At 60.4% G+C, this 17,516-nt stretch carries 18 protein-coding genes and 1 pseudogene; 6 read left to right on the top strand and 13 right to left on the bottom strand.

Going from position 1 to position 17,516, the window contains the following annotated elements; all coding sequences use genetic code 11:
- Positions 1 to 51: 51 nt before the first annotated feature.
- From ASG35_RS26050 to ASG35_RS26070, 5 genes are all read right to left on the bottom strand, one after another.
- On the bottom strand, positions 52 to 1,503 hold the full coding sequence (locus ASG35_RS26050; RefSeq protein ID WP_056364415.1) for a DUF2957 domain-containing protein: 1,452 nt from the start codon (positions 1,501 to 1,503) through the stop codon (positions 52 to 54).
- Between the two features lie 398 nt (positions 1,504 to 1,901).
- Positions 1,902 to 2,855, bottom strand: a complete 954-nt coding sequence (argC, locus tag ASG35_RS26055) for an N-acetyl-gamma-glutamyl-phosphate reductase (RefSeq protein WP_056364681.1) — start codon at positions 2,853 to 2,855, stop codon at positions 1,902 to 1,904.
- Between the two features lie 232 nt (positions 2,856 to 3,087).
- Positions 3,088 to 3,453, bottom strand: a complete 366-nt coding sequence (locus ASG35_RS26060; RefSeq protein ID WP_056364417.1) for a response regulator — start codon at positions 3,451 to 3,453, stop codon at positions 3,088 to 3,090.
- Positions 3,454 to 3,462: 9 nt separating this feature from the next.
- On the bottom strand, positions 3,463 to 3,915 hold the full coding sequence (locus tag ASG35_RS26065; protein ID WP_200945785.1) for a hypothetical protein: 453 nt from the start codon (positions 3,913 to 3,915) through the stop codon (positions 3,463 to 3,465).
- Positions 3,916 to 4,148: 233 nt separating this feature from the next.
- A complete protein-coding gene (locus tag ASG35_RS26070; protein ID WP_056364689.1) occupies positions 4,149 to 5,027 on the bottom strand; it encodes an NAD(P)-dependent oxidoreductase in 879 nt (292 codons plus the stop codon).
- Between the two features lie 62 nt (positions 5,028 to 5,089).
- Between ASG35_RS26070 and ASG35_RS26075 the strand changes: the two genes are divergently transcribed.
- Both ASG35_RS26075 and ASG35_RS26080 read left to right on the top strand, forming a co-directional pair.
- Complete coding sequence (locus tag ASG35_RS26075; RefSeq protein ID WP_056364419.1) at positions 5,090 to 5,869, top strand: Mut7-C RNAse domain-containing protein; 780 nt, start codon at positions 5,090 to 5,092, stop codon at positions 5,867 to 5,869.
- 89 nt (positions 5,870 to 5,958) lie between these two features.
- Entirely contained in the window at positions 5,959 to 6,243 is a 285-nt protein-coding gene (locus ASG35_RS26080) for a hypothetical protein (protein WP_056364692.1), read from the top strand.
- Between the two features lie 63 nt (positions 6,244 to 6,306).
- Here the strand turns inward: ASG35_RS26080 and ASG35_RS26085 are convergent, their stop codons facing one another.
- From ASG35_RS26085 to ASG35_RS26105, 5 genes and pseudogenes are all read right to left on the bottom strand, one after another.
- Positions 6,307 to 6,618, bottom strand: coding sequence for a cupin domain-containing protein (locus ASG35_RS26085; protein ID WP_056364421.1), 312 nt, complete (start codon positions 6,616 to 6,618; stop codon positions 6,307 to 6,309).
- Positions 6,619 to 6,628: 10 nt separating this feature from the next.
- Positions 6,629 to 7,940 (bottom strand): annotated as a pseudogene (locus ASG35_RS26090) (MFS transporter).
- A gap of 236 nt (positions 7,941 to 8,176) precedes the next feature.
- Complete coding sequence (locus tag ASG35_RS26095; protein WP_056364422.1) at positions 8,177 to 8,488, bottom strand: high-potential iron-sulfur protein; 312 nt, start codon at positions 8,486 to 8,488, stop codon at positions 8,177 to 8,179.
- A gap of 141 nt (positions 8,489 to 8,629) precedes the next feature.
- Positions 8,630 to 9,733: an NAD(P)/FAD-dependent oxidoreductase gene (locus ASG35_RS26100; protein WP_056364424.1), complete on the bottom strand. Its 1,104-nt coding sequence runs from the start codon at positions 9,731 to 9,733 to the stop codon at positions 8,630 to 8,632.
- 194 nt (positions 9,734 to 9,927) lie between these two features.
- Positions 9,928 to 10,905 carry an AAA family ATPase gene (locus ASG35_RS26105; protein WP_056364426.1) on the bottom strand — a complete coding sequence of 326 codons (978 nt, stop codon included), beginning with the start codon at positions 10,903 to 10,905 and terminating at the stop codon, positions 9,928 to 9,930.
- Between the two features lie 396 nt (positions 10,906 to 11,301).
- On the opposite strand from ASG35_RS26105, the gene ASG35_RS26110 reads away from it, so the two are divergent.
- Both ASG35_RS26110 and ASG35_RS26115 read left to right on the top strand, forming a co-directional pair.
- A complete protein-coding gene (locus ASG35_RS26110; protein ID WP_056364428.1) occupies positions 11,302 to 11,823 on the top strand; it encodes a hypothetical protein in 522 nt (173 codons plus the stop codon).
- An 18-nt stretch (positions 11,824 to 11,841) separates the two neighbouring features.
- Positions 11,842 to 12,648, top strand: a complete 807-nt coding sequence (locus ASG35_RS26115) for an endonuclease/exonuclease/phosphatase family protein (RefSeq protein ID WP_056364431.1) — start codon at positions 11,842 to 11,844, stop codon at positions 12,646 to 12,648.
- Positions 12,649 to 12,666: 18 nt separating this feature from the next.
- On the opposite strand, the gene ASG35_RS26120 is transcribed toward ASG35_RS26115, so the two are convergent.
- The 3 genes from ASG35_RS26120 to ASG35_RS26130 form a co-directional block, all read right to left on the bottom strand.
- Positions 12,667 to 13,074 carry a response regulator gene (locus ASG35_RS26120; protein WP_056364433.1) on the bottom strand — a complete coding sequence of 136 codons (408 nt, stop codon included), beginning with the start codon at positions 13,072 to 13,074 and terminating at the stop codon, positions 12,667 to 12,669.
- Positions 13,075 to 13,178: 104 nt separating this feature from the next.
- Positions 13,179 to 14,129: an aldose 1-epimerase gene (locus ASG35_RS26125; RefSeq protein ID WP_056364435.1), complete on the bottom strand. Its 951-nt coding sequence runs from the start codon at positions 14,127 to 14,129 to the stop codon at positions 13,179 to 13,181.
- A complete protein-coding gene (locus ASG35_RS26130) occupies positions 14,126 to 14,926 on the bottom strand; it encodes a phytanoyl-CoA dioxygenase family protein (RefSeq protein ID WP_056364438.1) in 801 nt (266 codons plus the stop codon). Before ASG35_RS26130 ends, ASG35_RS26125 begins: the two co-directional genes overlap by 4 nt.
- A gap of 268 nt (positions 14,927 to 15,194) precedes the next feature.
- Here ASG35_RS26130 and ASG35_RS26135 point away from each other — a divergent pair, with 268 nt between their 5' ends.
- Together ASG35_RS26135 and ASG35_RS26140 are read left to right on the top strand one after the other, a co-directional pair.
- A complete protein-coding gene (locus ASG35_RS26135) occupies positions 15,195 to 16,253 on the top strand; it encodes a LacI family DNA-binding transcriptional regulator (protein WP_056364697.1) in 1,059 nt (352 codons plus the stop codon).
- Positions 16,254 to 16,387: 134 nt separating this feature from the next.
- Positions 16,388 to 17,401, top strand: a complete 1,014-nt coding sequence (locus tag ASG35_RS26140; RefSeq protein ID WP_056364440.1) for an ABC transporter substrate-binding protein — start codon at positions 16,388 to 16,390, stop codon at positions 17,399 to 17,401.
- Positions 17,402 to 17,516: the final 115 nt, after the last annotated feature.

Consider the following 17,516-nt stretch of genomic DNA (forward strand, 5'->3'; position numbering starts at 1 on the left):
CATGGGTTCGTTCGTTGGCGGCCAGCGCATGCCGGCCGCCGTGTTTTCCACTTATTTGCTCAGCAACGCGCCAATGCCGAAGTACGGGCTCGCGGGGGTATCGGCGTTGACGGAGGTCGATGTCGGCCCGCCATTCACCGAGCTTCCGGTTATGAATACGCCGTACAAGCCGCCTGCCGATATCAACGCGCCCTTGCCGCCGTTCTGGTCCTGCACGCCGATCAAGCCAGGCAATTGCTGCGCGTAGCTCATACCGAAGCCGGTCTCGGTGCTTTGCGTCGATGGATTGATGAACGAGCCGACCGGCCCTTGCAGCAACGCCGCGGTGTACTTGAAGTTGGAATCCGCGCCGACATAACCGCCATCGAATGCGCCCGATTTCAGCGCCGTGTTCGGGGCGAGCATGGCGATGCCGGATTCATCGTCGACTTGCGCTGCGTTCGTGTTCAGCGGCGTAAGCGGCGACGGCACGAAGACCTGACCCGTGCGCACGACGACTGGGACAATCGCGCCGTTGATCTTGCCGATCACCATGTTCGCGTTCGCCACGGCCGGGAACGTCAGCGCGCCGACGAGCGGCAACGTGGGCGTGGCGCGCTTGCCCTGGACTTGCGGCGCAACGGCGCTGGTGAAGTACGAACCGCCCGCATTCGCTGTCCACGTGCCGCCGGTGGTCTGGCACGACGTGTTCGATGCCGGCGCGGGCACGGTGCAATTGCCGGCGGTATCGAAGGATTCCTGCGCCTGGGTCGTGGTGGTTGCGTAGTTATTCGATGGAACCAAGTGGTAGAGCAACGCGTTATACGTGCCCTTGAGATCCGCGACATTCGTGCTCACCGACGCAAAGCCGATAAACGGATAGAAGTCGAAATGCCGGTTCGGCACGGGGAACAATTGCGGGAAACCGGGAATGGCGTGGACGCCATCGGCGGTGAGCGTTGCGCCGTTGTACTGCACGGTCGCGCCCGGAATGCCGCCGCCCGCCACGCCTTGGCCAATGAAGATGGTCGGCGGATTCGCCTGGTTGAACGCGGCGGCCGTTGTGTAAGTCGATCCATCCGATGCCTTGCCGCCGCCCGGCGTCAGCACGAACGCGCATCGCGTTTGCTCGGCAGTTGGCAACGTGCCCGCTGGCGGATGAACCACCGCGCCCGCGATCGTCGTGCCCTTGCGCGTCGGATTAACGGTGCCGGTGACGAGCGGTATCGGCGATTCGAGCCACTTGAGCGTGTATTTCATGTTCACGGCATCGATATTCAGGCTCACGATCTCGCCGCTGCCCGCGCCGCCCAAATACGTGTTCGCGACAATATCCACGTTCGCCGGACACAACGGCGCCGCGCCCGCGCCAACGCCCGGCGCGCCTTGCGTGCCACAACTCGCGCCCGAACATTGCGGCGTGTTGATCGGACCCGGATCGTCGGCCTTGCCTCCGCCGCACGCAATAAACAACGGCGCGGCCGCAAGTGCGAGCGCGAGTCCTTTCGAAATGGCATACGGCATACCGCTGTCTCCCTGATTTAGTTTTGCGCAGTAATTTCGCGGTCGCCCTTCGTTTGGCGATTGGCTCGAATTTTCCGGGCGGCGATTCAAACAGCCGCTGTTCCGAAGCGCCTTGACTGGCAAGGCGCACGAGGCGCTTTGAAACAAAAATTCGTTACGACCATTCAGTGGAGAATTTTTGTTTAGTCAAACTGGAAAACGAAGAAGGTTTGATCGCGAAAACGCGTAATCATTGACGAACGAACGTTCGTTAATAAATTAGGAGATTCCCTATGGAAATATTGGCGAAGATCGCGCAGACGCAAAAAAGCCGGTTTCGCCCGAAGGCAGAAACCGGCTTTTTATCGATGAACGCGCGCGGCGTTCACGCGCAATCAATCACGCGAAATCACGCGAAATCACGCGATAAGACCCGCGTCCTCATCAGCGCCGATCGCGAGATTCATGCACTGGATCGCAGCGCCCGATGCGCCCTTGCCAAGATTGTCCAGTCGCGCGACCGTGACAAAACGCTCGTCGTTGCCGAATACGAAAAGGTCGACGCGATTGGTATCGTTGTTGGCCTGGACATCGAAGAAACCATCGTCCAGATTGCTCTCCGCGTTGAACGGCAACACGCGCACGAACGGCTCGTTGGCGTAGTACTCGGCGAAAAGCGATTGCACGTCTTGCGGCTTCGTTGCGCGCGTCAGTTGCTCCGGCGAAAAGTACGTCGTGACGGCCAGGCCCTTCAAGAAGTTACCCACAATAGGCGTAAAAATCGGCGCGCGCTTCAGCTCGGAGCGGACGGCCATTTCCGGCAAATGCTTGTGCGTCAGGCCAAGCGCGTAAGGCCGCGGGCTCATCAGCTTCGCATTTCCGCCCGCTTCGAATTCCGCAATCATCTTCTTGCCGCCGCCGCTGTAACCGGTGATGGAATAAGCGTGCGCGGGGAAATCGGCGGAAACGAGGCCGCTTGAAACCAGCGGTTTCATGGCCAGAAGGAAAGCCGATGCATGGCATCCCGGCACGGCAATGCGTTTCGCCGTGCGCAGGCGCTCGCGTTGCGCGGGCATGAGTTCGGGCAGACCGTACGCCCAGTCGTCCTGCGTGCGAAATGCCGTGCTGGCATCGATCATCACGGTACGGTGATTGTCCGAATCCACGAGCGAGACCGATTCGCGCGACGCCACGTCCGGCAAGCACAGGAAAGTCACGTCCGACGCGTTGATCAAGCGGCGGCGCTCCTCCACGTCCTTGCGGCGGGCGTCATCGATACGCAGGATCTCGACGTCACGGCGCGCCGACAGATATTCGAAAATCTTCAGGCCGGTGGTGCCTTCCTGTCCGTCGACAAATACTTTCGTGGTCATCTTGATCTCGCTGGTTCGGATGCGCGGTAAAAACGCCATTTTAATGCGAATGCGCGTCAACGCGATGTCATTGCGGCAGATCCGCGCAAAAACGCGGGCAAAAAAAAGCCCGCGCATGATTGGCGGGCTGAATCCATATCAGTGGAGACATGGAGGAGACAAGTTCACTGTACCCGAACCATTGGTGCAGCGCAACATCCTCTTCGTCATATGTCTTTTCGATGCAACAAACTCAAGGCTGCGTCATCGACAGGATAAATCCCAACTGGTCGATAGAAACCGGCTTGACCAGATGGATATCGAAACCTGCTTCCTGCGTCATTTCATGATGCTGCGGTTGGCCCCAACCGGTTAGCGCAACGAGCAACATCGACGGGCCTTCGGGTAAAGCGCGCAACGCGCGAGCGGCAGAAAGACCGTCCATTGGCGACATGCCGAGATCGAGGATCACTACTTCCGGACCAAATTGCCGCGCAACTTCCAGCGCCTGCTTGCCGGAACACGCCTGCGCAACCTGATGGCCGAGAGCGGTGAGCAAGTTGGCGAGGCAGCTGAGGGCGTCATCGTCGTCATCGGCTATGAGAACACGCTTGGTCATGACAGCCCCCTATTTGCCCGATACCACGAGCGACAACTTTCCGGCGCCGGCCGTGGTCGCCGTGATCTGCGTGCGTTGTCCGCGCTCGCCGATATAAAAATGCTGGCGCGCAGCCGAATTCTGGTCGTGCGTGGCTTCCGGCAGGCAAGACGCAATGTCAGCCGCGACCGCTTGCAATGCGTCCTTCGTCGAGCCGGAATCCGGTGCTTTGGTCCATGTGCAAGTCAGCGTACCGCCCTTCGCGGCGCATTGCGCGTCCTGGCCGTAGGGCTGGGCGATCGTAGCGGCGTCGCCGGGTTGCACGGAAGAAAATCCGCCCGGCGCGGCCGCAACAATGCGCTTTAGCGCGCTGCAGGGCGCGGGGGTATCGTCGGCGCGGGCGAGTGTGGGCATGTTCAGGCAAAGCACACCAATGCTCGCCAATGCCACCATGAACACGAGACCCCGAAGCTTGCTTTTCATATGGTCGCTGTCCTGTCTCCGCATCATCTTTTTATACGCTCGCAAGCGCTTGTCGCAGCCTGCGCGCGGCGTGTCCGCATGTCTGTGCGCCACCGAATGCTTCGCGCTCCATATCAGCCGGAACTTGAAACCAACGGCGCGCCAAGTATAAGGAACGTTGCCGCGCAGTGTCGTTATTTATTGTCGATACGACGCCGTCCTGCCTTTCCGCGCTTATCGAAAACAAGCAAAAATCAAACCTTCCTGCCAGCCCGCCGAGCCGCGACTTTGCCGAGCACTGCGAAGTCCTTGTCGCCGTCGCCTTGCGCGAGCGCTTCGATCAGGTTGTCGCGCACAAGGCTTCCGACTGGCAGCGCCACGTTCACGGCGTCGCCGGCTGCAAGCGCCAGACGTACGTCTTTCAGACCGAGGCGCGCCTTGAACAACGCGGGTTCATAGCGGTTATCGGCGATCATGCGGCCATAGCCTTGATACACCGGTCCCGGAAACAGCGTGTTGCTGATGACATCGAGAAAAGTGTGGGGATCGATGCCATGTCCCGTCATCAGCGAAGCCGCTTCGGATGTAGTTTCTATAGCCGATGCCAGCATGAAATTCGCTGCCAGCTTGAAGACGTTCGCGTGCTGCGGCGTCGCGCCCACGCGCCAGGTCTTTTGTCCGATGACATCGAATACCGGCTGCAACCGATCGATGGCATCTTCCGCGCCCGCCGCGATGATATTCAGCTTGCCCGCCGCCGCGACGTCCGGACGTCCGAGCACGGGCGCGGCCACATACGCCACGCCGTGATGCGCGTGCAAGGCCGCGAGTTCCTCGCAAAGCGCGATGGAAATGGTCGCCATGTTCGCGTGGACGATGCCCTTCGGCGCGCGCTCGAGCAAACCGCTGTCGATCAATACGGCGCGCAACGCGGCGTCGTCGGCGAGCATGGAGAACACGGCGTCGCCCGCAAACGCTTCTTCCGGCAAAGCCACCACGGTCGCGCCTGCTTCGGCGAGCGGTTTGGTTGCATCGGGCGAACGGTTCCAGACGCGTACCGTGTGGCCTGCCTTCAGCGCGTTCAACGCCATCGCGCTGCCCATCCCGCCAATTCCAATAAAGCCGATATCCATGTCCTGCTCCTTTATGTTGTGCGCCAAAGCAAACGCGCCGAACCGATGCGATACTCGAAACCATGACGACTGCCACGTTCCGTTTTCATCGGGAGTTGAATGAGTTCCTGGCGCGAGCGCAACGCGACCAGGCGTTTGCGTGCGGGTGTCCGGCGGCGTCGACCACCAAGCACATGATCGAAGCACTCGGCGTGCCGCACACTGAAGTCGGTCTGATTCTACGGAATGGCGTGCCGGTGCGCTTCGACGAGGCCATCGTGGAAGACGATTTCATCGATGTCCATCCGGCGAACGCCGTCTCCCGCTCGCTCGATACCTCACATCTTCTGCGCGCGCCGCTGCGGCTGGAATCGCTGCGATTTATCGCCGATGCCCATCTTGGCGCGCTCGCCCAACGGCTGCGTCTCGCGGGTTTCGACACGCGCTACGACAACCATTTCCCCGACGATGAAATCGAGCAGCTCGCGCTCGATGAACACCGTGTGGTGCTCACGCGCGATCGCGAATTGCTCAAGCGCCGCACGCTCGTCCACGGCTGTTACGTGCGCGCGCTTCAGCCCGATGCGCAATGGCGCGAAGTCGCCGCGCGGCTCGGCCTGGCGCAACACGTGCGTCCTTTCCGGCTTTGCCTGATGTGCAATGCGCCGCTGCGCCGCGCGAGCGCCGACGAAGTCAGCGACCGCGTTCCCGACGGCGTGCTCGAGCGGCACACGCGCTTTGTCACCTGCGATGTCTGCAGGCGCGTGTTCTGGGAAGGTTCGCACTGGAAGCGCATACGGGCGCGTATCGAAGACCTCATGGATGGCGAAACTGGCGCGCCGCCCATTCCTGCTTCCGGCTGACGGGACACTGAGGCGAAACCGGGCAAACCCGTGACCTGCGTACAATACGCGCCTCGGCCTTTGTGTCTCTATTGCTTCAGGAAAAACGCGTGAAAAAATTCGACCTCGAAAAAAACAAGGCGCTCAAGCTCGCCAACGACCTGAAGCAGGGCAACGCGGCGCGCTTTGGCGCGAACCCGGCCGAGCCGAAACTCGACAAGCGCGAGCAGCGGCGTCTGGATCAGGAAAAAGGTCTTGTGCCGTTCGCGTGCAAGCTCGACAGCCATCTGGTAAAGCAGTTGCAAGAACACGCAACGAAGCACGAAGGCGGGATGAGCGAAGCGCTGGCCGATTTGCTCGTGAAGGCCGGACTGGAACGCAAGACCGCAAGCTAAGCAGTTATTGTCTGCAGAATAAAGCCGTTCCTCGTGCATCGTGGGACGGCTTTTTTTATAGCGTCACACGCTGCCTTCCTTCTCGATGACCAGAATCCGCGCGATGCCAACAGGCTCCGCAACATGTTCATCGCCGGATTGCGCATGGAAGATGTCGCCGGCTTCGAGTCTGAATTCTTCTTCCACGCCCTCGCGCCGCACACGCATGCGCACGCGTCCCTGCATCACCGCAAACACTTCCTCGCCGTCGTTCACGTGCCATTTGTAAGGCGCATCGGTCCAGTGAAGGCGACATGTCGTGCCGTTCAGGTTTGCAATGTCGAGCGCGCCCCACGCACGATCCGCGGTGAATTCCCCGCTTCGTATGACTTTCATAAACCTTCCATCACGGTAAAACGCCGGCTTCGTCGACATCGGCGTGACGCACGGACGGGATGAACCCGATCGCGACGAGCGACAGCACGATGCCCGCCATGACGTAGAACGTCGGCGCGAGCGGGGAACCCGTGGTCTTGATCAGCCACGTCACCACGAACTGCCCGAAGCCGCCGAACACCATCACCGCGATGTTGTACGCAACCGATAACCCCGTCGAGCGGATATGCGCCGGGAACAACTCGGCGAGCAGCGCGCCGAACGGCCCGTAGTAACCGGAAAGCGTGATCGACAAAATGGCCTGAACGATGATCAGCCGCGCCACGCTTGGCTCGGCGGAAAGCCACACGAACAGCGGATAAATGAGCACGAGCGTGATGGCCAGCGACCACATGGACAAACCCTTGCGGCCGATCTTGTCCGACCACGCGCCCGCAACCGGCGACAACACGGTCAACAGCAGATTCCCCACGATCAACGCCGTGAACGACTGGCCATACGGCAGCTTCAATTGCTTGACGGCGAAAGTCGGCAAATAGCCGATAAGCACATAACACCGTCACGGTCAGCGCGATCACCGCGCCCAGTCCGCAGATCACTTCGCGGCCATGTTCGCGGAAAACCTCGCCGAGCGTTGCGCGCCGCGCCGTTTTTTTCGCGTGGATGAACGCCTCGGTTTCGAGCATGTTCCGGCGCAGATAAAAGCCGACTGGCCCAATGACCAGCCCGAAGATGAACGGCACGCGCCATCCCCACGACATCAGCGCCTCGGGCGACATATTGCGCGTGATGATCGACCCGACGACCGCGCCGAGCAGCAGCGAAGCCGCCTGGCTCGCCATCTGGAAACTGCCATAAAAACCGCGCCGCGAGAAAGGCGCCGCTTCGATCAACAACGCCGTCGCGCTGCCGAACTCGCCGCCGGCCGAAAAGCCCTGCAACAGCCGCGCGAACACGATGATCAACGGCGCGCCCAGGCCAATGGCGGCATAAGGTGGCGCAATCGCGAGCAGCAAGATGCCGAACGTCATCAACGCGATCACCATGCTCAGTGCCGCTTTGCGCCCGGCGCGATCGGCATAGAGACCCAGCACGATTCCGCCGATCGGGCGCATGACAAACGCCACGCCGAACGTGGCGGTAGTGAGGAGGATGGAGGAATAGTCGCTGCCGGTGGGGAAAAACAGCTTGGAGATCACCACCGTCATGAAGCTGAAGACCACGAAGTCGTACCACTCGAGCGCGTTGCCGATCACGGCGGCGACGACCGCGCGCGTGTTAGGTGTTTTGCGGATCGTGCTTGCTGGTCTCGCCGATGCCATGTCACCTCCGCCCGCAAGGGCGTTCGTATCGCTGGGTTGCGCCTGTCAGTGTTGCGAGCGGGTGATGCGCGCCCGCGCCTCGGATCGAATGCCTTGCGAGTGTAAAGACGGGTGAGATCGTTTTCAAGCAGCGATAAAAAACGCGCCCGGCCGATATGGCGGGGGCGCGTCATGCTTTCATGGTCAAGGTTCGATGCTCGGCCGGACCAGGCTCGGCCGGACTAGGCTCGGCCGGATCAGGCTCGCTTGTTATAAGCGTTGCACCATCCCTTCGATGCTACTTGCTTGCCGGCGAACATTGGGCATGCCGCGTACGGCTCGGTCGCCTTGGCTTGGTAGAACGTACAGTTGCCGCAGTCCTGACCGGCGGCGTAACGCGGGAATTTGGCTTTATCGACGGTGGCGGCGTCTTCCTTGTAGCCCAGGCTTTTTGCCATGGGATCCGTTTCGGGAAGCTTCACCGGATCGGCGAAAGCCGTGCGCGATACAGCCAGCGCCGATGCCACGCCAATGGTAGATATCAAAAAAGTACGCCGGGAGGATTGCATTGATGTGCTCCGTTGCTCTGTTGTATTGGGGGACGCCGTTCTTGTCGACGACGATGTCCAAGAGCATATCAATGCACGGCGGTACGGAATGACTCAAATGACGGAGATAAGAAATCGTCAAAGGCAGCGCCAAAGGCGTTATTAAACGCTCAACATCTTCGCGACTTTCTCCGCGATTGCCAGCGATGCCGTCAGCCCCGGCGATTCGATACCGAACAAATTCACCAGTCCCGCCACGCCATGCGCCGCGCGTCCCTGGATCACGAAATCGGCGGCGGGCTGACCCGGCCCGGAGAGCTTCGGCCGAATCCCGGCATACGCGGGTTGCAGGGCGTCATCGGGCAGACCGGGCCAATAAGCGCGAATCGCCGCGTAAAAACCGCTTGCGCGATGAGGATCGACGGAATAATCGATCTTCTGGATCCACTCGACGTCCGGCCCGAACTTGGCCTGCTCGCCCATATCGATGGTGAGATGAACGCCCAGGCCGGCTTCATTGGGCATCGGATAAATCAGGCGATCAAACGGCGTGCGACCGCTCACGCTGAAGTAATTCCCCTTTGCAAAGTAAAGCGGCGGCACATGACGCGCATCGAGCCCGCGAATCCGCCGCGCGATGTCATTTGCAAACAGCCCGGCGCTGTTGATCACACAATCGGCCTGAAAACGCAAAGGCGCTTCACCGCCCGTCTCCACGATAAAACACTGGTCGCGCGCATCGACTTGCGTCACCGGCGTGTGAAACGCGATGTTCGCGCCATCGCGTTCGGCATCGCCTTGAAGAGCGAGCATGAACTGATGGCTATCGATAATCCCCGTTTGCGGCGAAAGCATCGCCTCCACGCATTGAAGCTGCGGTTCGAGCGCGGTCGCCTCGGCGCCACTGATGCGCACCAGATCCGTAACACCGTTTTCCAGCGCTTTTTGCTGGATCGCGGCGAGTTGCGGCAGCTGGTTGCGCGCGGTCGCGACGAGCAACTTGCCGCAGCGGTTGTACGGCACGCCGTGCGCATCGCAATATTCGTAGAGCATCGCGCGGCCGCGCACGCACAACTCGGCTTTCAGCGAACCGCGCGGGTAATACAGCCCCGCGTGGATCACCTCGCTATTGCGCGAACTCGTGCCAATCCCGACCGCTTCGCCCGCTTCGAGCACGATCACTTCGCGTCCGCGCGCGGCCATCGCCCTTGCAATAGCAAGACCGACCACGCCCGCGCCAATCACCACACATTCGATCCTGTCCATCTCTTTATTCTAGGCGAGCCCGGCAACGATGCGTTTGTTGCGGGAAACACAATTACCGATACAACCATCGCGAAACTCGTACTACTTTCCGAAATAATCGGGGTCGAAATGAGAAAAATGGCCGTTTTGCCAGGAAAAAGTCAGTTTGAGGCCATTTTTTGCCCACTTTTCGCAGATTTCGATAATTTCAACAATCAAAATCCGATCGCCTTCTTGCGGCTGCCGTTAGTCAGTTCGATATCTTTCGCCTCAACTTCGTGCCGGTTATCGATCCGGGCATTGCCAAAAGCGTTCAACATGGCGCGACGCATTTCCCGTGGCGATGCTTTCGTCAGCGCATCGAGCGGCGCGTCGCCGAGCGTTTCCGGAAAACGCGCGCCCCACGCGTGCGCGCTGCGAATCTCATGATAAATCGCCTGTGCGATCCGGCGTGCGCCGTCGCGGTCCGGCGGCGCGATCTCGTACACGTTCATGCGGTTGAGCAGCGGCTCGGGAATCGTATTCGCCTGATTCGCCGTCGCGATCCACACCACGTTGCCGGCGTTGATCGGAATCTCGGCGAATTCATCAATAAAACTCTTCGCCGTATCGTGTTCCAGCAGCGCGTACAGCGCGCCGAGCGGATCGTATTGGGCGTCGCCGGTGGCTTTGTCGATCTCGTCGACGGTCATGACCGGATTCGCATAACTGCCGTTCACAAGGGCGTCGAATACCTTGCCCGGCTTGGCGTTGCGCCATTGCGACGACGCGCCCGATAAAATCCAGCCGGCGGTAAGTGAACTCATCGCGAGGTAATGGCACGACGTGCCGAGCAAACGCGCAAGCTGCTTTGCAAAATGCGTCTTGCCAATGCCCGGATCGCCCAGCAGCAACATGGGCATCAACTCAAGCCGGTCCTCGGTTTCGAGGCATAGCGCAATCTGCTTGCGGATGTCGTTCAGCGGTTCGGCAAAATTCGGCAAATCCGCCACCAGATCATCGATGGACGGCATCCTGTTCGGCTTTACGCAAAAGCGCAGGTTGCCGGCTTTGAGCATCTTTTCGTAGGTCGAGCGCAGGGCTTCGCTGCCGCCTTCGCTCAAATCGTTCAATGCGGTTTCGACATCGTCCAGGTCGTAGACCTTGCTGAACGACGCCACGGCGAGTTCTTGTCTGACTACGGCGGTGCTCATTGCTTTTCCCCGTTTTGATGATCGGCAAATCCAGTTTATCGGCCATAAAGATGCACGCAAGCGAGCACTCGCGGGGGTTTGCTGCCAATCGGGAATATTGGGGAATAATGCGATAGCGTCCAAGCAGACGAGCCGATCCGCTTGTATGATCGTTGGGCTGAGCGGGTGCGAAACCGGGTGCGAAACCGGGTGCGAAACGTGCGACCAGGAAGGCCATCGCAGCGTTCGGCGTGTACGCAGAACGGCCGCCGCGTTTCAGTTTGTAATTCGCGCCATTGCCCGCACGTACTTTTGCCGGCTGAACGCTCGAGCAGCATGCATGTCAGAAAACAGCTACCCGGATCGAACGAACGGGCGAGACGCCCGGACACAGAAAGGGATCAGGAGAAAAGCTCAATGTTGAAACACCAAACGGCCGCGTTGTTTTTTTGCGCCGCAGTCGCCGCAGTCGCCGCAGTCGCATCGCCACTCAGCGCTTTTGCGCAAAACGCGCCACCGCAATCGGTGAAATGGGAATTGCAGGTCTTGCAGGACGGTCAGCAGATCGACAGCTTCACGGGCACGACCGCCGTCGGGCAGGCCCGCACCGACACCCATCATCATGTCGTCAAGAACAACGTAGGTTGCGCGGACAAACCCGCTGGCGATATCGACCTGCAACGCACCTTGACGCTCTCGCCCGTCCACGCCAACGCCGACGACATCACGCTTCAGATCGATGCCCAGGAAACCTTGCAGGAAAGCTCGGCGCCAGTCACCGCGGCCGGTTGCAAACTACCGCCGCAGCCGCGCCAGATCAACGCCGCGCATCCCGGGCTGGTGCTGAAACCGGGTGAATGGTCGACGTGGCAAATCGTCGATAAAAACCCGACGCTCACCTACAAAGTCCGCGCAACGCTCGCAACGGCTGCGCAGTAAGGGCAACACACTGATCGCATGCGAAATCCAGAACATCTCAACTCCGGCATTCCCTCCGCTCGCGAAGTCCCCGACTTCGTGGCCGTGAGCTGGAACTTGCACAAAGGCCGCTCGCCGCTCGGGCTTCAGGCATGGAGCGCGATGCAGCGCTGGGTGCAATCCACGAAAGCCGACGCTTATTTCCTGCAGGAAGCCATGGCGCGGCGGATGCCGCAACCCGTGCTGGCAGCGAGTTTCGGCAATCCGCTCGATGCCCCGACCGACGATATCTGGCATTGCCAGGCAACCGAAATCGCGACCTCGCTCGACTTGCAGATCGCGCTCGGGCAGAACGTGTTCAAGCCATCGTGGCGGCACGGCAACGCGATACTTTCGCCACATCCGCTGGATCTCGGCGGCCGATGGGATATCTCGGCGCATCGGTTCGAGCGGCGCGGTTTGCTGGTGGCGCGCGCCACCTTTGCCGGACGATCAGTCACCTTGTTGTGCGCGCATCTCGCGCTGACGCGGGCGGCGCGGTTGCGGCAAATGAACTGGATCGCGTTATGGATACAGAAGGAAGCGCCTGAAGGTCCGCTGGTTCTGGCTGGCGATTTCAACGATTGGCGCAACGATTCCGTGCCTCTGTTCGCCGAACTCGGCATGAACGAAGTCGCGACCATGCTCGGGGAATCGGGGCGCACTTACCCCGCGTTTTCACCGGCGCTCGCGCTCGACAAGATGTTCGTGCGCGGCATGAAACCGGTCGAATGGATCACGCCGACGCAAGATACCGCGTGGCTTTCCGACCATCTGCCGTATATGGCGAAGCTGCGGGTGGAATAAGGCTTGGAGTGAGGCTTATCAAGCCTGCGAAAATTTATCGATGATCACGGTTTCTATTGCCGTGAACGACACGGGTTTGACCAGGTGATGGTCGAAGCCGGCGTCATGCGCCTTTTGACGGTCGCTATCGGCGCCGTAACCCGTCAGGGCGATCAGCAACGCTGACTTTGTAACATCGCGCGTGCGCAGATCGCGCGCCACCTCGAATCCGTTCATGCCCGGCAATCCAATGTCCAGAATCACGACTTCGGGGGCGAAGTCATCAACCATTGCGAGCGCGCTCGGGCCGTCGTGCGTCACGCGGACGTTATGACCCAGCGTTTCGAGCAACATGGACATGGCTTCGGCTGCATCGACGCTATCGTCGACAAGCAACACCCGGCGGGGAAGTCCAGAGTCGCCCAGTGCCCCGACGGTGGTGTTCATGATGCCTTTCCCCTCATTTTGAGATTCTCGAATGTTCCAGCACGCCGAACGAACCGAGCGTGCGGATAATTTCAAGATGATACCGGGAAAGTGGCTCGACGCCTTTATGTGCCGGAGTGCGGTCGCCATCCAAAGCGTGCCTGAACGCCTTCCCCAGGTTGCAGAACGCCACCGCCCTTGTCTTCCTGCGGCACGTCCAGATTCAAGAAATCCACCGTATTCGATACCGGCTCCACGCACAGCAAATCCGGATGCGCGGCGGGCGCGTACAGGACCATGTGATTGAAAGGCGGCTCGGCGGTGAGCGTCACGCTGCGGTTTTCATCGGGCCATTCGATGGTTGCCGATCTCGACCAGCCGGCGAAATTGTTGTCGAGATCGAACGCATCGGCGGGCATTCCGTCTTTCGATGCCAGCATTTCCACGCTTTCATGCGCGCCCAGCATCGTAGGAAGAAGGTCAGGCGTTGCGTGCCACATGGCGCGGACGCGGGTGTGGATTCGCGTGGATGGCGTGCGCGGATAGTACGGGTGATGGCCCATGCCGAAGGGCATGGGTTTATCGGAGAGATTGTGGATTGCGAGCGTAACCTGCAAATTGCCGACATCGGTGAGTTCGATGCGCTGCGTCGCTTTATACCGATACGGCCAGTGATGCGCCGCTTCACCGCTCGGCTCGTGCGTCAGGCTCAGCTCGCACGCGTTAGCCGAAACCGCAAGCACGTCCCACGGCCGACGCCATGCGTGACCGTGCAGCGCGTGATCGAACGCGTTGCCATCCTGCGATAAATCCACCGCTTCGCCATTGAAGACAAAACGCGCGTCGCGCAGACGATTGCAGTACGGAAGCAGCGGAAAGCTCGCCATCCCAAGCGGATTGCGCGCGGCGAGCGCTTCGGGCGACGCAGGCCTCAGCCAGTGCAGCCGCTCGCCGTCGCCGGCAAGATCGAAAAACGCCGTAATCGCCCCGCCGATATGCGGCGCAATCGACGCGCGCCGGTTTCCCGCGCGAAGCTCGATCAGCGCTGGATCGTCCACGCTATGACCGGCGCTCAATATGCGAACCGCTGATAGCTTTCATCGAAGCTGCGCGGCGTCCGGTCGACTTGCGGGTTGTATCGGAGCAATCGTTTTGCGCGCGGCGGCAGCGCGTCGAACGTGGAGCGCGGCACCTGAACCTGAACTTCCGGCCGGAAATACCACGAACGGCTATAGCCGATAACGACCATGGGGCGTGGGGTATCGACGAAATTCGGCGTTCCGCGATGCAAACCACGGACGTCGCGGATCATCACGTCGCCGAGTTTCATGGGCACGCGCTCGGATGGAAATTTGCCATCGGCCAGACCGGCGAGCGCATCTTCCCGCGATATCCGATGCGTCCCGCGCGTGGTTTCCAGCGACCCGTTCTGATCGTCGACATCGACAAGCGGGAAATTCACCGCGAGCTGAAACGACGGCGTTTCTGGGAAGTCATCGAACAACGGCGGTGTATCGCGATGCCAGTCCTGGAAATCGGAACCGCGCACGGGGGTATCGGTGGCGAGTTGGCACATGACAGGATCCGGCCCGGCAATCCGTTCAACGATGCCAAGCACGTCGTCATCGCAAAAAATGGCGGGATCGGCGAACTCGCCTTCGAACGGCAGCGTGACGTAATACCGCCCCGGCCCACGATTGCCGCTGCCGCCTTTTTCGCGCGCTTCGTCCACGTGCGGCGTGAAAAGCGGCTCGAATGCCGCGCGCCACGCTTCGAGCGTTGCGCGCGGAAAGTGATCGGGTAACAGCACAAAACCGTCGCGCTCGAAATCTTCCGCAAGCGCGTTACGCGCGCGCTCGTCGTAGCGGGCCATCGTCGTCTCCTTGAGTTTCGCCGCGTCATAGGGGCGCGGTCGGCGCGCATGGCTGACCTTTCGGCTACTGTACGCACGCCCCGAGAATCGCACGATCGACGCATTCGAGTCAATATTATTAGTAATAACACTTAGACGCCCTTTATTTCGCCTAAAACCATGCCTACCAATGGTTTCGGAGCGTTGCTCGCGGGAAATATTAATGCTACCTTTTGCGGCATCCAGGGACCGCTTCAACATGAAAAAATCCACGCAACGCCGCCCGACGATGACGGACATCGCGAAGCTGACAGGCGTCTCGCAATCGACCGTTTCGCTCGTGCTGAACAACGCGACCAGCGCGAAGTTTTCCGACGCCACGCGCAACAAGGTGCTGAAGGCGGCGCAAGATCTCGGCTACCGCATGACAACGCGCGAGCCGCTCGACGCCACGGTCACGGCGGAAGAAAAGAACCTGATTGTTTATCTCGCCGATGAAATCTCGACGAGTCCGCACCCTGTAGTCAACATCGACGGCGCGCGCGATACGGCGTTCGCAAACGGCCGGATGCTCGCGGTTTATTCAACGCACGGCAATGCCGAAATCGAGCAGCAGGTCCTCGACGCGACGCTGACAAACCCGAACGTGCTCGGCGTGATCTACGCGACGGTGTACACGCGAAAAGTAAGCTTGCCGGCGGCGTTATCGAAGGTGCCGACCGTGCTGCTGAACTGCTACACAAGCGATACCGAGCTTTCATCGGTGGTTCCGGCCGAGGTGGCGGGCGGCCATGTGGCAACCGATTATTTGCTCAACGCGGGGCACAGAAGGATCGGCTATGTGAACGGCGAACCGTGGCAGGACGCGGCGCGCGACCGGCTGAAAGGGTATCGGATGGCGCTCTCCACGGCGGACTTGCCGTTCGCGCCGGAACTGGTGCGCGAAGGCGACTGGAGTTCCGGCTCGGGCTTCGAACAGACGCTCTCGCTGATGCGCGAACCGAACCCGCCCACGGCCATTTTCTGCGCGAACGACCTGATGGCGCTCGGTGCAATCGAGGCGCTCAAGCAACTCGGCTTACGCGTTCCGGAAGACGTTTCCATACTCGGCTACGACGACCAGGAAATCGCACGCCACACGCATCCGCCGCTTTCCACGGTCGTCTTGCCCAACTACGAACTCGGCCGATGGGCGGTCGAAACGTTATTGCAGGAAGAGCACAACCGCGCCGCGGGCGCACCGGTTCGAAGACGTGTTGTGAAGCTCGATGGACCGTTGGTGGAACGCGCGTCAGTAAGGGTATTCACCGAAGCAAAACAGCCCGCAATTAATAATATTAGCGATTGACCAATAATAAAACGCGGTGGAATAATCGTCGCACTTCGACTTTTTGAGACGGAGCGAGCAAGACGCAAAAAAGAACACGACACAGCAGGACCGAAGCACTTAAAAAAGCAAGACCATCCATACCGGAGGAAGACATGCTGTCGCTTGAAAACTTGAAAACATGCAAGACCCCGTTCCGCGTGCTCGCCACGTCCGTGCTCGCACTGTCGATGGCGGCAGCATTCGGCGTCGCTCACGCCGACGACTCTCCCCTACCCAAGCTGGCGACCAAAAAACCGCTGCGCGTCGGTTTTGCGCAGACCGAAAGTAACAACCCGTGGCGTCTTGCCGAAACCAAGAGCTTCAAGGACGTCGCCGCGAAGTGCGGCTGGCAGATGGTCATGACCGACGCCAACAGCTCGGCATCGAAACAAGTCGCCGATATCCAAAGCATGATCGCGCAGCACGTCGATCTGATCGTGTTCCCGCCGCGTGAAGAAAAACCGCTGGCGCCTATCGTCTTGCAAGCGAAGAAAGCGGGCATTCCCGTGATCCTGGTCGACCGCGACGTGGATCAGTCCGTGGCGAAGGCGGGCCGCGACTACATCACGTTCATTGGTTCGGACTTCATCAATCAAGGTCAACGCGCCGCCGACTGGCTCGTGAAGGCGACGGGCGGCAAGGGCAAGATCATCGAACTGGAAGGATCGACGGGCGCGTCCGCCGCGAACGATCGCAAGAAAGGTTTTGATGACGTGATCGCGAAGAATCCGGGCCTGCAGATCATTGCGTCGCAAAGCGGCGATTTCGCGCGCGACAAGGGCCGGCAAGTCATGGAAACGCTGCTTCAGGCGCATCCCGATGTGACCGCCGTCTACGCGCACAACGACGAAATGGCGCTCGGCGCGATCGCGGCGATCAAGGCGGCTGGCAAGCAGCCGGGCAAGGACATCACACTTGTGACCATCGACGGAACGAAGGGCGGCATGGACGCCATCGCGGCCGGCGAACTCGGCGCGAGCGTGCAGTCGAGCCCGTTCTTCGGCCCGCTCGCGTGTGACGTTGCGCAGAAATTCGCGAAGGGCGAAACCATCCCGCCGTGGGTGAAAGTCTCCGACCGCTTCTACGACAAGAGCAACGTCGCGCAGAGCATGCAGTACGGCTACTAAGCGGCTAGTGAGCGGCTGATCGGCTGATCGGCTGATCGGCTGAAAAGCCCGCTGTAAAGAGCAACGAAGGTGTTCGAAGCGGCGCGCCCGGTCTTTCGCCGGCCGTCGCTTCTTT

It is taken from the genome of Burkholderia sp. Leaf177, from assembly GCF_001424345.1.
GTDB lineage: Bacteria > Pseudomonadota > Gammaproteobacteria > Burkholderiales > Burkholderiaceae > Caballeronia.

Coding starts and splice junctions, on each gene's coding strand:
- ASG35_RS26050 (WP_056364415.1), bottom strand. CDS start 1,503: ATGCCGTATGCCATTTCGAAAGGACTCGCGCTCGCACTTGCGGCCGCG.
- argC (WP_056364681.1), bottom strand. CDS start 2,855: ATGACCACGAAAGTATTTGTCGACGGACAGGAAGGCACCACCGGCCTG.
- ASG35_RS26060 (WP_056364417.1), bottom strand. CDS start 3,453: ATGACCAAGCGTGTTCTCATAGCCGATGACGACGATGACGCCCTCAGC.
- ASG35_RS26065 (WP_200945785.1), bottom strand. CDS start 3,915: ATGAAAAGCAAGCTTCGGGGTCTCGTGTTCATGGTGGCATTGGCGAGC.
- ASG35_RS26070 (WP_056364689.1), bottom strand. CDS start 5,027: ATGGATATCGGCTTTATTGGAATTGGCGGGATGGGCAGCGCGATGGCG.
- ASG35_RS26075 (WP_056364419.1), top strand. CDS start 5,090: ATGACGACTGCCACGTTCCGTTTTCATCGGGAGTTGAATGAGTTCCTG.
- ASG35_RS26085 (WP_056364421.1), bottom strand. CDS start 6,618: ATGAAAGTCATACGAAGCGGGGAATTCACCGCGGATCGTGCGTGGGGC.
- ASG35_RS26095 (WP_056364422.1), bottom strand. CDS start 8,488: ATGCAATCCTCCCGGCGTACTTTTTTGATATCTACCATTGGCGTGGCA.
- ASG35_RS26100 (WP_056364424.1), bottom strand. CDS start 9,733: ATGGACAGGATCGAATGTGTGGTGATTGGCGCGGGCGTGGTCGGTCTT.
- ASG35_RS26105 (WP_056364426.1), bottom strand. CDS start 10,905: ATGAGCACCGCCGTAGTCAGACAAGAACTCGCCGTGGCGTCGTTCAGC.
- ASG35_RS26110 (WP_056364428.1), top strand. CDS start 11,302: ATGTTGAAACACCAAACGGCCGCGTTGTTTTTTTGCGCCGCAGTCGCC.
- ASG35_RS26115 (WP_056364431.1), top strand. CDS start 11,842: ATGCGAAATCCAGAACATCTCAACTCCGGCATTCCCTCCGCTCGCGAA.
- ASG35_RS26120 (WP_056364433.1), bottom strand. CDS start 13,074: ATGAACACCACCGTCGGGGCACTGGGCGACTCTGGACTTCCCCGCCGG.
- ASG35_RS26130 (WP_056364438.1), bottom strand. CDS start 14,926: ATGGCCCGCTACGACGAGCGCGCGCGTAACGCGCTTGCGGAAGATTTC.
- ASG35_RS26135 (WP_056364697.1), top strand. CDS start 15,195: ATGACGGACATCGCGAAGCTGACAGGCGTCTCGCAATCGACCGTTTCG.
- ASG35_RS26140 (WP_056364440.1), top strand. CDS start 16,388: ATGCTGTCGCTTGAAAACTTGAAAACATGCAAGACCCCGTTCCGCGTG.